Below are 12887 nucleotides of genomic sequence, written 5' to 3'. Positions count from 1 at the left end.
ATCTCACCGCAGGCCCGGCACATCGCGAAGCAGCGTCGTTGCGTATTGCATGAGGGTGCGCAACATCCAAGGGCCAAACATCACCATCGCGACAACTGCGGCCACGATCTTGGGTATGAAAGTCAGCGACATCTCCTGGACCTGCGTGACGACCTGCAAAATGCTGATCGCGACGCCGACCGCCAGCGTCAGCAACAAGACGGGCGCACAGATCAGCAGCCCCGTCCAGAACAGTTCGCTCATCAGCTGGATGGCAAGGTCAGGCCGCATGATCTGTCTCCTCCTCGGGCTCGGATACGGCCGGGGAAGCCGTACCCGTCGCCTGATCCGACTCCGGATCCGACGATTCGCCATTGGCGAATATCGACTCCAGCATTCTCGGATAGACATTCGGGTGAATCATTGGATGGCTGTTCATCTCCAGGAGCCAGACCTTGTCGTCGTCGTCGATTACGGCGTCCAGCGTGAACACGGAGTTACGTCGCACGCTTTCAGCAATGCCACGCTGCAGCAGCGGCCCGGCATAACAAAACTGTGCCGCGACCTGGGGCGGCGTCTGATCCCAGACATCGCGATTCTTCAGCGTCACGCGGTCGTGCGGTGTCATGTAGCGAAAGTCCAGCATGACATTGACACCCAGTGGCACGACGTCGTCGAGCTGGTAGCCTTGCCAGGCCAATATCTGGACTGAGTCCTCCAGATTCATCACTACATCGAAGTTTCCGCGCGGTTGTGCAGCGATCTCGCGCAGCGTGCGACGCCCATCTCCTGTGATCTGTGGAGGACTGAGTACTTCCAGAGCCACCGGCTCCCCATTCCAGAACCAGGCCTTGGCGCTGCGGCCGCGAATAAACTGTTCACAGAATTCCCCTCCCCGCAGGGCAGCGCCTTCATTCAGCGGCGCAAGCGGTCCGAACGGCCCACGGATTCCGGCGCCGAAGGATCCAATAGCGGGCTTGATAATGAAATCCGGCGTCAGCGGTTCGCCTTCCGTCCAGCTTGCCGTCACCCTTAGACCGTTTTCCAGCGCGTAAGTCTTGAACAAGGTCTTGTCGGTGGATAAGGGCCAGGATTTAACCGGATAGGGCATCCATCCGATGAAGTCTCCGTCACCCGCAAAATCACGCTGATAAATAGTCCGACCTTCGTATTCGCGAACGAAGCGCGGAATCAACACAACCCGGCGCCCACCGAAATTAATCGAAAGCTCAAAAGTTTCCGGCGCAATCAGCAAGTCAGCGCCATGTGCAAGCGCCCATTCACGGATCGGATGCAAATGCTTGACGGGGCGGAACAGGTAATACATGAATGCGCCGAATGGAAAGCCAAAAGCCGGAAAAGAGATATTCGGCGGAGTTTAGGAGGCCATTTCAAAAATTACAATAAGAAACTAGTAACAACCAAACATTTCATTTGAAACGAAAATGAATCTCAAGTCTCCATAGAAGAAACTCGATTTTTCGGCTGTTTCAGGCCGCTCTTTCGTATTTGACGCTGCCAGCGATCACCCGTCTCGTTACATTATCTGAGTTTGGGGTCGTGTAATGCATCAAGTAGCGGGGGAACATGATCAAATCGCCTTCACGCGGTTGGATAATTTTCACCAACGCATGGCGGGGAACGACAAATCCACCCCGCCCCACCGTTCCTCTCGGGTCCATCAATACCAATTGTCCGCTGCCGTCCCTCGGCATGGTCAGGTAATAGACAAATGCGAGGTCGGAGCCTTCGTGATAATGCGCGTGAACCGCGTCGTTTGCTTCGCCCGAGCGCTGAACTACAAACCAAATCGTATGGTGTCGCTCTGCCTGCCGAATCTGGTCACCGAAGACTTCCTGGGCATAGTTATCGCATTCCGCCAGCAGCAGTTCGCGTATCGCCTTCAGTTGGGGATTCCGGGTACGCTTGAAAATACCCGTGTCGTATCTCGTGTACAACGTTTCGAGCGTCGCCGACCGACGTTCGTCATTCAGCAGGCGGCTTTGATTCCGCTCCGAATACGTCTGCAGAGCTTCATGCAGATCCGCGCCCACCTGGCCGCTTTCGCGCAGGTTGTAGTGCATGATCGGAGTGGGCCATAACCATTGAATTTCGCGAGACATGGATAAGCAGAGGCAGTTGGGCGGCGCGCCTTTCGGCCGCTACATTCCCAAGTTATCCATCCGGCCGCGATCCGGTTTAGGGGTATTTCAAAAAAAATTACCCCGCCACATACCCCAACGCCACACTAGCCGCCAGCGCCTCCCGCTTCACCGCCTCGACCACCGCCCCGTCCGCCGACACGTCGAACCCGCCCGTCGCACCCAACGCGGTCAATACCGCGCAGACCCGTCCGGTATGGTCATACAGCGGTGCGGACACCGCGCTGATGCCGCGCAGATTCGTGTCCTTGACGGTGGCGCACCCCGATGCCCGCACCTCGCGCCGCAGGGCGCCGACGGGGTCGTCGCGGTCCAACAGCGCGCGCTGCTCGGGCGGGGCGTCGGCCAACTCGGCTTGCGCCAGCGCCTGCACGGACGCCTCGTCCAATAGCCCCAGGAACGCGCGGCCCGTCGCCGACCACAGCATCGACAGCACCGACCCGACGCGCACGTTCACGGTGACCGGCAGGCCGGGTTCCTCGAAGCGCACGATGGTGGGGCCTTTGTTGCCCATGACCGCGATGAAGCAGGTGACGGCCAGGCTTTCGCGCAGGCGCACGAGCGCGGGTTCGCCGATGCGCAGGGGGTCGGCCTGGCGCATGGCGGCCACGCCGACATACAGGGCTTCAAGGCCCAGGTGGTATTGCTGGGTGGCGACTTCCTGGTCGACCAGGCCTTCGGCGATGAGGCTCATCAGGTAGCGGTGCACCTTGGCCGGGCTTTCGCCGACGTGGGCGGCCAGGGTGGTGAGGCTGGCGCGGCCGCCCAGGCGGGCCAGGCCCTTGAGCACCGACATGCCGGTTTCGGCGGCCTGCACCCGTTGACGGCGCTCACGCGGGCGGGCGGACGAATCGGGGACGGGTTCGAGGCCGGATTCAGGGGGGAGGGTTTTGCTCATGAGGGGTGCGACTCCAGGACTTCAGGACGGCGCCCGCAGGCGGTCGTCAAGACCCAGCGCCTGGAGCGGCATCAAGGTTAACCCTTCTTCAAAAATTACGCATTGCGTATATGATTTACGCAAACGCAAACAAGGAATGCAGTTTTGACATTCCTCAACAAGGAGACTTCCCATGCGCAGTGTTAAACACCATGTCCTGGCCGGCCTGCTGGCCCTGCCCCTGCTGGCCGGCGCCAGCGCGTTCGCCCAGCAGCCGGCTGCCGACTATCCTTCCAAGCCCGTGCGCTGGATCGTGCCTTACGCCGCGGGCGGCGGGTCGGATTTCCTGGCGCGCAGCATCGGACAGGGGCTGACCGGCCGCCTGGGCCAGCCCGTGGTGATCGAGAACAAGCCGGGCGGCAATACCGCCATCGCGGCGTCGGAAACGGCGCGCGCCCCGGCTGACGGCTACACCATGCTGTCCGCCGACAACGGCACGCTGGTGTTCAACCCCGCGCTCTACAAGAAGCTGTCGTACGACCCGGCGAAAGACCTGGCGCCCGTGACGCTGATGGGACGCTTCCCGATGATCCTGGTGGTCGGCCCCGCCATGAAGGTCAATACCGCCAAGGAATTCCTGGCGGACGCCAAAAGCCGCAAGGAAGGCCTGGATTACGCCTCGGCCGGCGCCGGCAGCCCGCATCACCTGGCCATGGAATTGCTCAAGGTCGAGGCGGGCCTGACGATGACGCACGTGCCGTACCGTGGCGCATCGCCCGCGCTGGCGGACGTGGCGGGCGGACAGGTTCCCGCCATGATGGTGGACCTGGCCGCGGGCGCCGGTTTCATCAACGGCGGCAAGGTGAAGGCGTTGGCCGTCGCCAACCCGACGCGCCTGCCCCAGTTGCCCGACGTGCCGACCTTCGCGGAACTGGGCCTGAAGAACGTGGAAGCGTCCGCGCAAGTGGGCGTGGTGGTCCCGGCCGGCACGCCCAAGCCGGTGATCGACGCGCTGAACAAGCAGGTGGTCGCCACCATCAACGATCCCGCAACGCGCCAGCGCCTGGTGGAGTTCGGCATCGAGCCGGTGGGCAACACGCCCGCCCAATACGCCGAGATGCTGACGAGCGAACGCGCCCGCTGGCAGAAACTGATCAGCGACCTGGGCATCACGCTGGATTGAGCATCGCCCGCCCGCCGCGCGTTGCCCCGCGCGGCGGGCCCGCAAGACGAACACACGGAACATCGCCATGAGCCAAGCAACCGCCTCCCCGCGCCCGACGAGCTGTCCCATCGACCACGCCGCGCTGGCCGCCGCGCAGAGCCCCACCGGCTGTCCGGTCAGCGCGCGCGCCGCCGCCTTCGATCCCTTCGGCGACGGCTATCAGCAGGATCCGCCGGAGTACGTGCGCTGGGCGCGCGAACAGGAGCCGGTGTTCTACAGCCCGCAACTGGGTTATTGGGTGGTGACGCGCTACGACGACATCAAGGCGATCTTCCGTGACAACATCACGTTCAGCCCGTCGATTGCGCTGGAGAAGATCACGCCGACCGGGCCCGAGGCCAACGCGGTGCTGGAATCGTATGGCTACGCCATGAACCGCACCCTGGTGAACGAGGACGAGCCGGCGCACATGCCGCGCCGCCGCGTGCTGATGGACCCGTTCACGCCCGAGGAGCTGAAGCACCATGAACCCATGGTGCGCCGCCTCACGCGCGAATACGTGGACCGCTTCATCGACGACGGCCGCGCCGATCTGGTGGACCAGATGCTGTGGGAAGTGCCGCTGACCGTGGCGCTGCATTTCCTGGGCGTCCCGGAAGAGGACATGGACCTGCTGCGCCAGTATTCCATCGCGCACACCGTGAACACCTGGGGCCGTCCCAAGCCCGAAGAACAGGTGGCGGTGGCGCACGCGGTGGGCAACTTCTGGCAGCTCGCGGGCAAGATCCTGGACAAGATGCGGCAGGACCCGTCCGGCCCGGGCTGGATGCAATACGGGCTGCGCAAGCAGCAGACCCATCCGGACGTGGTGACCGATTCGTACCTGCATTCCATGATGATGGCCGGCATCGTCGCGGCGCACGAGACCACGGCCAATGCCTCGGCCAATGCGATCAAGCTGCTGCTGCAGCACCCGCAAGCCTGGCGCGACATCTGCGAGGACCCGGACCTGATCCCCAATGCGGTCGAGGAATGCCTGCGCCACAACGGTTCGGTCGCCGCGTGGCGGCGGCTGGCCACGCGCGACGTGGAGATCGCGGGCGTTTCCATTCCGGCCGGCGCCAAGCTGCTGATCGTGACCTCGTCCGCCAACCATGACGAAGGCCAGTTCGCCGACGCCGACCTCTTTGACATCCGCCGCGAAAACGCCAGCGACCAGCTCACCTTCGGCTATGGATCGCACCAGTGCATGGGCAAGAACCTGGCGCGCATGGAGATGCAGATATTCCTGGAAGAGCTGACGCGCCGCCTGCCGCACCTGAAGCTGTCCGAGCAGACCTTCACGTATGTGCCCAACACGTCATTCCGCGGCCCCGAACACCTGTGGGTGGAATGGGATCCCGCGCAAAATCCGGAGCGCGCCAATCCGGCCCTGCTGGACGGCATGCATCCCGTGCGCATCGGCGAGCCGTCCTCGCACGCCATCACCCGGCCGATGGTGGTGCAACAGGCGGAGCTGGCCGCCGAGGGCATCCTGCGGCTGCGTCTGGCCTCGCCCGACGGCAAGCCCCTGCCCCGCTGGACGCCGGGCTCGCACATCGACGTGGAGTGCGGCGACACCGGCCTTTCGCGCCAGTATTCGCTGTGCGGCGACCCCGCCGAGACCGGCGTATTCGAGATCGCGGTGCTGCGGGAAGCCGACGGCCGGGGCGGCTCGGCCTGGATGCACGCGCATGCCGTGCCGGGCGCGCGCCTGCGCATCCGCGGCCCCCGCAATCATTTCCGGCTGAACGAATCCGCTGCCCGGCTCATCCTGATCGCGGGGGGCATCGGCATCACGCCGATCAGCGCCATGGCGCGCCGCGCGCGTGAACTGGGCCTGGACTACACGCTGCACTACAGCGGGCGTTCGCGGCGTTCCATGGCGCTGGTGGACGAACTGGCGGCGCTGCACGGCGATCGCCTGCACCTGCACATCAAGGACGAGGGCGGGCGCGCGGACTATGCGGCCCTGCTCGCCCAGCCCACGCCGGGCGCGCAGGTGTACGCCTGCGGCCCGCAAGGCCTGCTGGACGCGCTGGCGGGCTGCTGCGCGGCGTGGCCCGAGGACGCGCTGCGCGTGGAACACTTCCACTCGACGCTGGGCACGCTGGACCCGACCAAGGAGCAGCCTTTCGAGGCGGTGCTGAAGGATTCCGGCATCGTCATCACGGTGCCCGCCGACCAGACCCTGCTGACGGCGCTGCGCGGGGCCAACATCGACGTGCAGAGCGATTGCGAGGAAGGCCTGTGCGGATCGTGCGAGGTGCGCGTGCTGGAAGGCGACATCGATCACCGCGACGTGGTGCTGACGCGCGCGGAGCGCGAGGCCAACAACAAGATGATGGCGTGCTGCTCGCGGTCTTGCGGAGGGAAGCGGGTCGTGCTGGAGCTGTAGACGGTGTCTGACACCCGGCAGCGTTGGCTTCGGGTGTGTCGCGGTGCTTCAGGGGTGTCAGACACCTGAAGTGCGCACAAAAAAACGCCCCGGCGATTCACGCCGGGGCCATCCCTGCACCACACACTGCTGCTTGCTCAATCCTTCCCGATCAGTTCGGGAACACCTTGATCTGGTCGCTCTTCAGGACGTCGGGGGTCAGGCTCTTTTCGATCCAGGCCATCGACGTGTCCGTCACCCCCGGCGTCACCAGCTCGGCCGGCACGATGGTGATGTCGGCCAGCACCTTGAAGGGGTACTTGTCGCTCTTCTTGGTCACGCCGAAGAGCTGCGCTTCCAGCGCCTGGCCGTCGGCGCGGTGCATCTTCACTTCGCGGCCGTAGCCCTTGAAGCTCACGTCATGCATGGCGGCGGCCACCTGTTCGGGCGTGGGCCAGTTGCCGCCGTTGTCCTTGATGGCTTTCTCGTAGCCCGCCTTCAGGCCGTTGATGCCCTGCACCATGTGGTAGACGGAATAGATCGGGTAGGCGCCGGTCTTGTCGTGGAATTTCTTCACGAAGGCCTGGTGCTTGGGATCGTCCTTGGTTTCCGGATGCAGGAAGTAGTGGTCGCCGCGCGCGCCGACCAGCACGCCTTCGGGCAGCGCGTTGCCCAGGCGTTCCAGCGAGCTTTCCGCCAGCGACAGCACGAAGGTCGAGTTCTTGAAGAGGTTGCGCTGCGAGGCCTGGCGCACGAAGTTGTCCAGGTCGCCGCCCCACGAGGTGGAGACGATGACGTCAGGGCGCAGGGCCTGCAGGCGGCTGATTTCCGTGGAGAAGTCCGCCGCGCCGAACTTGGGGAACATCTCGGCCACGACCTTGACGTCGGGCTTGAACTTCTTGAGCGCGGCCAGGAAGATGTCGCGCGAATCGCGGCCCCAGGCGTAGTCCTGGTTGACGATGGCGATGGTCTTGAAGTCGGGCTTGACCTTCATCAGGTACAGCACCTGCGCGACCATTTCGGTGGTGGCGTTGGCCTGCGTGCGCACGACATATTTGTAGTTCTTGCCTTCCAGCGCCTTTTCGGTGCCGCAATCCCACATCACGTTCAGGACCTTCAGGTCCTCGGCCACGGGCGCGACGATGTTGCAGTGGCCGCTGGAAATGGCCGACAGCATGACGCGCGTGCCGCCCTCGGCCAGGCGCCGGTACTCGGACAGCAGCTTTTCGCCGCCGCCGCCTTCGTCGATGTAGCTGGGCACGATCTTCACGCCGTCGATGCCGCCGTTGGCGTTGATCTCTTCGATCAGGATGTCGGCCGCGTCGCGCGCCGGCACGCCGAACACCGAGGCCGATCCCGACAGGAAGGTCGAGATGCCGATGTTCAGTTCCTTGGGCTTGTCGGCGGCGATCGCCAGCGTGGCCAGGCCCGACAGCAGGGTGGCGCCCAGCAGGGCCGCCAGTCGTGAGGTCTTCATGGTGTTGTCTCCAGTGTTGTAGTCGGGTCTGTGCCCTTAGAAAACGATGGCGTCGCGCAGGCTGCCGCCGGTGGCGAGGTGATCGAACCCCTCGTTGATCTGGTCCAGCGAAAAGGATCGGCCCATCATGCGGTCCACCGGCAGCCGCCCGGCCTTGTACAGGTCGATGTAGCGGCTGATGTCGATGGCCGGCACGCCCGACCCCAGGTAGCTGCCTCGGATCTCGCGCTCTTCGCCCACCATCTGCGACAGCGACAGCGGGAAGCTGAACTTGGGATTGGGCAGGCCGGAGGTGACGGTTGCGCCGCCGCGGCGCGTCAGCTTGTAGGCGGTTTCAAAGGCAGGCACCGCGCCGGCCATGTCGAAGCCGAAGTCCACGCGCCCGCCCGCCAGGTCCATGAGGTCGTCGTCGGTCTTGACCTGTTTCGGGTTGACGATGTGGGTGGCGCCCAGTTCCCTGGCCAGCGCCAGCTTGTCGTCGCTGAGGTCGATGGCGACGACGCGGCGCGCGCCCGCCGCCACGGCGGCCAGCAGCGCGCTCAGGCCCACCCCGCCCAGGCCGACGATGGCGGCGGTATCGCCCATCTTGATGCGCGCGCGGTTGATGACCGCGCCCGCGCCGGTCAGCACCGCGCAGCCGAAGAGCGCCGCCTCGCGGTGGCTGAGTTCGACGTTGACCTTGACGCAGGAGCGCCGCGACACCACGGCGTACTCGGCAAAGCACGATACGCCGGTGTGGTGGTTGATGTATTCGTCGCCGATGTGCAGGCGCCGTTCGCCGCCCAGCAAGGTGCCCTGGGTGTTGGCGGCCGCGCCGGGCTCGCACAGGGCGGGACGGCCTTCCATGCAGGGGTTGCAGCAGCCGCAGCTGGGCACGAAGACCATGGCGACGTGGTCGCCGGCTTTCAGGTCCGTGACGCCGGGACCGGTCTCGACCACCTCGCCCGACGACTCGTGGCCCAGCACGATGGGCACGCCGCGCGGCCGGTCGCCGTTGATGACCGACAGGTCGGAATGGCAGAGCCCCGCCGCCTTGATCCTGACGAGCACTTCGCCGAACCCGGGCGGGTCCAGTTCGATGTCCGCGATGGTCAGGGGCCGGGTCTGCGCATAGGGGCCTTCGACCCCCACGTTCCGCAATAGCGCCGCTTTGATTTTCATGCGCAGCCCCTTGCCTAGACGGTGCGGCCGCCATCGACCGGGAATTCCACGCCGGTGATGAACTCGGCCGCATCGCTCGCCAGGAACAGCGCCGCCGCGGCCACGTCGGACGGCTGGCAGAAGCGGCCCAGCGGAATCGTCGACACGAATTTCGCGCGGTTCTCGGGGGTGTCCGGCAGGCCCATGAAGAGCTCGAACATGCCGGTGACGCCCATGACCGGGCAGATGGCGTTGACGCGGATGCCTTCGCCGCCCAGTTCGACGGCCATGGACTTGGACAGCACGTTGACCGCGCCCTTGGACGCGTTGTACCAGCTGAGGCCCGGACGCGGACGGATGCCGGCAGTGGAGCCGATGTTCAGGATCACGCCGCGCTTCTGCTTGCGCATGACGGGCACCACGGCCTGCGCCATGTGGTAGATGGACTTGACGTTGATGTCGAACATGCGGTCGAAGGTGGCCTCGTCCACGTCCAGCATCGGCTGGTTCTTGTGGGTGATGGCGGCGTTGTTGACCACGATGTCGACGGCCCCGAACTTGTCCAGCGCGGCGCGCACCACGTTGTCGATGTCGGCGCGGCTGGACACGTCGGCCTTCACGGCCAGCGCGGCGTCGCCGATGTCCGCGGCCACGCGGTCGGCGGCTTCTTTATTGATGTCGGCGATGACCACCTTGGCGCCTTCCTTGGCGTACAGCTTGACGATGCCCTCGCCAAAACCATTGCCCCCGCCCGTGACGATCGCAACCTTGCCTTGCAACTGGCTCATTTTTTGTCTCCGTATGATGCGCGGCGATCACTCGCCATAGAACTGAATCAGGGTCTTGGTCGTGCTCATTTCTTCCAGCGCGATGAAGCCTTTCTCGCGGCCGTGGCCGCTCTTCTTCACGCCGCCGAAGGGCAGCTCCACGCCGCCGCCCGCGCCAAAGCCGTTGATATAGACCTGGCCGCACTTGATGCCGCGCGCCACGCGCTGCTGGCGTCCGCCGTTCTCGGTCCAGACCGCGCCCAGCAGGCCGTAATCGGTGGCGTTGGCCAGGCGGATGGCCTCGGCCTCGTCCGCGAATGGCAACGCGACCAGCACCGGCCCGAAGATCTCCTGCGTCAGCAGGTCGCTGTCGTGGCTGGTGGCGGCAAAGAGCGTGGGTTTGACGAAGAAGCCGCCCTTGGGCACGCCGTCGGCGATGCCGCCCTCGGCCGCCACCGTCAGGCCCTCGGACAGTCCCTTGGCGATGTAGCCGTTGACGCGGTCGTACTGCGCCTTGTTGACGACGGGCCCGCAGGTCAGGTCCATGTCCGGCGTGCCGGCGCGCACCTTGGAGAACTCCTCGCCCAGCGCCTTCATGAAGTCGGCGTAGATGCCCTTCTGCACCAGCAGGCGGCTGCCCGCCGTGCAGGTCTGCCCGGTGTTGTGGACGATGCCCTTAACGATGGCGGGAATGGCCAGCTTGTAGTTGGCGTCGTCAAAGACGATGTGCGCAGACTTGCCGCCCAGTTCCAGCACGCACTTGACCGCGTTGAGCGCGGCGGCCTGCTGGACCAGCACGCCAACCTCGTTGGAACCGGTGAAGGTGATGAAATTGATGCCCGGATGCCGCGACAGCGCCGCGCCGGCCTCTTCGCCCAGGCCCGTCACAATGTTCAGCGCGCCCGGCGGAAAGCCCACTTCCAGCGCCAACTCGGCCACGCGGATGATGGACAGGCAGGCGTCCTCGGCGGGCTTGACGACGGCGGCGTTGCCCATGGCCAGCGCGGGCGCCACGCTGCGGCCGAACATCTGCGCGGGATAGTTCCACGGGATGATGTGGGCGGTGACGCCCAGCGGCTCGCGAATCAACTGCACCGAATAGTCTTTCTGGAACGGGATGGTCTGGCCGTGCACCTTGTCGGCCGCGCCGCCGTAGAACTCGAAGTAGCGCGCCAGCACGGTGATGTCGCCGCGTGCGGTGGACATGGGCTTGCCGGTGTCGCGCGATTCGAGCTGCGCCAGTTCCTCGTGATGCGCCAGCACGCTTTCGCCCAGGCGCATCAGCAGCCGGCCGCGCTCCAGCGCCGTCATGTCGCCCCAGGCGCTCTCCAGCGCGTCGCGCGCCGCCTGCACCGCCGCGTTGACGTCGGCCTGCTGGCCGCGCGGGATGGTGGTGAACACGTCACCGTCTACGGGGGAAACGACCTCGATCGTGCGCCCGTCCTGGGCGTCGACCTGGCGGCCGCCGATAATCATCTGCGTCATGGAATGTCTCCGTGGAGTTCAGTTCAGCGTGATCGAGCCGCGCTCGATCGTCCATATCTGGTCGGGAATGTCGCCCAGCAACTTGACGTTGGATTCGGTGATCACCACGCACAGGTCGGGCTGCATCTCCTTCAGCCGTCCCAGCGCCTCGGTGTAGTCGCGCGCCAGCTTGGGCGCGAGGCCCTGGAAGGGCTCGTCCAGCATCAGGAGCCGCGTGCCGACCATGACCGCGCGCGCCAGCGCCACCATCTTGCCCTGCCCGCCCGACAGCGCGGAGCCCGAGCGCTTGAGCATGGGCTCGATCTGCGGCACCACTTTCAGCACCGTATCCATGCGCGCCTGAATCTCGGCCTTGGACTGGCCCTGCACCTCGCAGGGCAGATGCAGGTTTTCCTCGACCGTCATGGTCGGGAAGATGACGCGGTCTTCGGGTGCGTAGCCCACTTTCATGGCAGCCCGCCTGTGGCCGGGCAAGGCAGTGAGGTCGGCGCCGTCGAAGGCGATCGTGCCGGAGCGGATGCGCGTCAGGCCCATGATGGTGCGCAGCAACGTGGTCTTGCCCGCGCCGTTGCGCCCGACGATGCCGATGGTGCGCGAGGATTCGAAATTGGCGCTGACGTCGCGCAGGATGCGATTGCCCGCCAGGTCGACATTGATGGCCGATAGATTCAACATGGTTCAGGCCCCCAGCACTTCGCTTCTGATCTGCGGATTGTTCAAGACCTCGTCGGGCGATCCGTCCGCGGCCACCTTGCCCGCGATCCAGGCCGCCACGCGCGTGGCGTAGCGCGACACGATGTCCACGTCGTGTTCGACGAACCAGCTCGTCACGCGGCGTTCGTCCAGCGCATGCATCACGGTTTCCATCAGCCCGAACTTGTCTTCGGACGCCACGCCGCTGGTGGGCTCGTCCATGATCAGCAGCTTGGGCTGCAGCGCCAGCGCCATGGCCACGTCCAGCAGCTTGCGCTTGCCCTCGGGCAGCTCGATGCAGGCCTCGTCGGCGTCGGGCAACAGGCCCACCAGGTCCAGGGTGGCGTCCACCTCGCGCCCGTCGATGGTGCTTTCCAGCGAGCGGAACCAGCTCAGTTCCTTGTTGCGGCGCGCGGCGGCGATCTGCACGCACTGGCGCACGGTGTGCTCGGTAAAGAGCTGCGGAAGCTGGAACGAACGCCCCATGCCCAGCCGCACGATCTTGCGCGGCGCCATGGCGGTGACGTCCTTGCCGTCGAAGTACACCTTGCCCTTGGAGGGCGTGAGGTAGCCCGTGCAGATGTTGATGAAGGTGGTCTTGCCCGCGCCGTTCTGCCCGATCACGGCCAGGCGTTCGCCTTCGTGCAGTTCGAAGTTGATGTTGTCGGCGGCCACCACGCCGCCGAAGGCCAGGTACAGGTCGGTGGTTTGAATGAGGGGTTTCAT

General features: G+C 65.2%; 12 protein-coding genes. 2 read left to right on the top strand and 10 right to left on the bottom strand.

Going from position 1 to position 12887, the window contains the following annotated elements; genetic code table 11:
• Positions 1-3: 3 nt before the first annotated feature.
• The 4 genes from fliQ to ACZ50Q_RS03820 form a co-directional block, all read right to left on the bottom strand.
• Entirely contained in the window at positions 4-270 is a 267-nt protein-coding gene (fliQ, locus tag ACZ50Q_RS03835; protein WP_464080610.1) for a flagellar biosynthesis protein FliQ, read from the bottom strand.
• The gene (locus ACZ50Q_RS03830) at positions 260-1306 is read right to left on the bottom strand and encodes a hypothetical protein (protein ID WP_464080609.1); all 1047 of its coding nucleotides are present in this window, start codon (positions 1304-1306) and stop codon (positions 260-262) included. Before ACZ50Q_RS03830 ends, fliQ begins: the two co-directional genes overlap by 11 nt.
• A 163-nt stretch (positions 1307-1469) precedes the next feature.
• Positions 1470-2063: a putative 2OG-Fe(II) oxygenase gene (locus ACZ50Q_RS03825; protein ID WP_464080608.1), complete on the bottom strand. Its 594-nt coding sequence runs from the start codon at positions 2061-2063 to the stop codon at positions 1470-1472.
• A 136-nt stretch (positions 2064-2199) separates the two neighbouring features.
• Positions 2200-3039 (bottom strand): IclR family transcriptional regulator, encoded by an 840-nt coding sequence (locus tag ACZ50Q_RS03820; protein WP_464080607.1) that lies wholly within the window; start codon positions 3037-3039, stop codon positions 2200-2202.
• A 172-nt stretch (positions 3040-3211) separates the two neighbouring features.
• Between ACZ50Q_RS03820 and ACZ50Q_RS03815 the strand changes: the two genes are divergently transcribed.
• Entirely contained in the window at positions 3212-4201 is a 990-nt protein-coding gene (locus ACZ50Q_RS03815; protein ID WP_092580911.1) for a Bug family tripartite tricarboxylate transporter substrate binding protein, read from the top strand.
• Positions 4202-4268: 67 nt separating this feature from the next.
• Positions 4269-6620 (top strand): cytochrome P450, encoded by a 2352-nt coding sequence (locus ACZ50Q_RS03810; RefSeq protein WP_464080606.1) that lies wholly within the window; start codon positions 4269-4271, stop codon positions 6618-6620.
• 151 nt (positions 6621-6771) lie between these two features.
• Here ACZ50Q_RS03810 and ACZ50Q_RS03805 read toward each other — a convergent pair whose 3' ends face one another.
• From ACZ50Q_RS03805 to ACZ50Q_RS03780, 6 genes are read right to left on the bottom strand one after another with little or no spacing between them, the layout of a single operon-like run.
• Complete coding sequence (locus ACZ50Q_RS03805; RefSeq protein ID WP_464080605.1) at positions 6772-8076, bottom strand: ABC transporter substrate-binding protein; 1305 nt, start codon at positions 8074-8076, stop codon at positions 6772-6774.
• Positions 8077-8112: 36 nt separating this feature from the next.
• Positions 8113-9237, bottom strand: coding sequence for a zinc-dependent alcohol dehydrogenase family protein (locus ACZ50Q_RS03800; RefSeq protein ID WP_092580905.1), 1125 nt, complete (start codon positions 9235-9237; stop codon positions 8113-8115).
• 14 nt (positions 9238-9251) lie between these two features.
• Positions 9252-10004 (bottom strand): glucose 1-dehydrogenase, encoded by a 753-nt coding sequence (locus ACZ50Q_RS03795; RefSeq protein ID WP_076516964.1) that lies wholly within the window; start codon positions 10002-10004, stop codon positions 9252-9254.
• A 27-nt stretch (positions 10005-10031) separates the two neighbouring features.
• Positions 10032-11468 (bottom strand): aldehyde dehydrogenase family protein, encoded by a 1437-nt coding sequence (locus ACZ50Q_RS03790; RefSeq protein WP_464080604.1) that lies wholly within the window; start codon positions 11466-11468, stop codon positions 10032-10034.
• An 18-nt stretch (positions 11469-11486) separates the two neighbouring features.
• Positions 11487-12143, bottom strand: a complete 657-nt coding sequence (locus tag ACZ50Q_RS03785) for an ABC transporter ATP-binding protein (protein ID WP_092580901.1) — start codon at positions 12141-12143, stop codon at positions 11487-11489.
• Between the two features lie 3 nt (positions 12144-12146).
• Complete coding sequence (locus ACZ50Q_RS03780; RefSeq protein WP_076516970.1) at positions 12147-12887, bottom strand: ABC transporter ATP-binding protein; 741 nt, start codon at positions 12885-12887, stop codon at positions 12147-12149.

Source organism: Achromobacter sp. T5-5 (assembly GCF_055397965.1).
This window is presented reverse-complemented; position numbering and strand designations above follow the sequence as displayed.

Coding starts and splice junctions, on each gene's coding strand:
- fliQ (WP_464080610.1), bottom strand. CDS start 270: ATGCGGCCTGACCTTGCCATCCAGCTGATGAGCGAACTGTTCTGGACG.
- ACZ50Q_RS03830 (WP_464080609.1), bottom strand. CDS start 1,306: ATGTATTACCTGTTCCGCCCCGTCAAGCATTTGCATCCGATCCGTGAA.
- ACZ50Q_RS03825 (WP_464080608.1), bottom strand. CDS start 2,063: ATGCACTACAACCTGCGCGAAAGCGGCCAGGTGGGCGCGGATCTGCAT.
- ACZ50Q_RS03820 (WP_464080607.1), bottom strand. CDS start 3,039: ATGAGCAAAACCCTCCCCCCTGAATCCGGCCTCGAACCCGTCCCCGAT.
- ACZ50Q_RS03815 (WP_092580911.1), top strand. CDS start 3,212: ATGCGCAGTGTTAAACACCATGTCCTGGCCGGCCTGCTGGCCCTGCCC.
- ACZ50Q_RS03810 (WP_464080606.1), top strand. CDS start 4,269: ATGAGCCAAGCAACCGCCTCCCCGCGCCCGACGAGCTGTCCCATCGAC.
- ACZ50Q_RS03805 (WP_464080605.1), bottom strand. CDS start 8,076: ATGAAGACCTCACGACTGGCGGCCCTGCTGGGCGCCACCCTGCTGTCG.
- ACZ50Q_RS03800 (WP_092580905.1), bottom strand. CDS start 9,237: ATGAAAATCAAAGCGGCGCTATTGCGGAACGTGGGGGTCGAAGGCCCC.
- ACZ50Q_RS03795 (WP_076516964.1), bottom strand. CDS start 10,004: ATGAGCCAGTTGCAAGGCAAGGTTGCGATCGTCACGGGCGGGGGCAAT.
- ACZ50Q_RS03790 (WP_464080604.1), bottom strand. CDS start 11,468: ATGACGCAGATGATTATCGGCGGCCGCCAGGTCGACGCCCAGGACGGG.
- ACZ50Q_RS03785 (WP_092580901.1), bottom strand. CDS start 12,143: ATGTTGAATCTATCGGCCATCAATGTCGACCTGGCGGGCAATCGCATC.
- ACZ50Q_RS03780 (WP_076516970.1), bottom strand. CDS start 12,887: ATGAAACCCCTCATTCAAACCACCGACCTGTACCTGGCCTTCGGCGGC.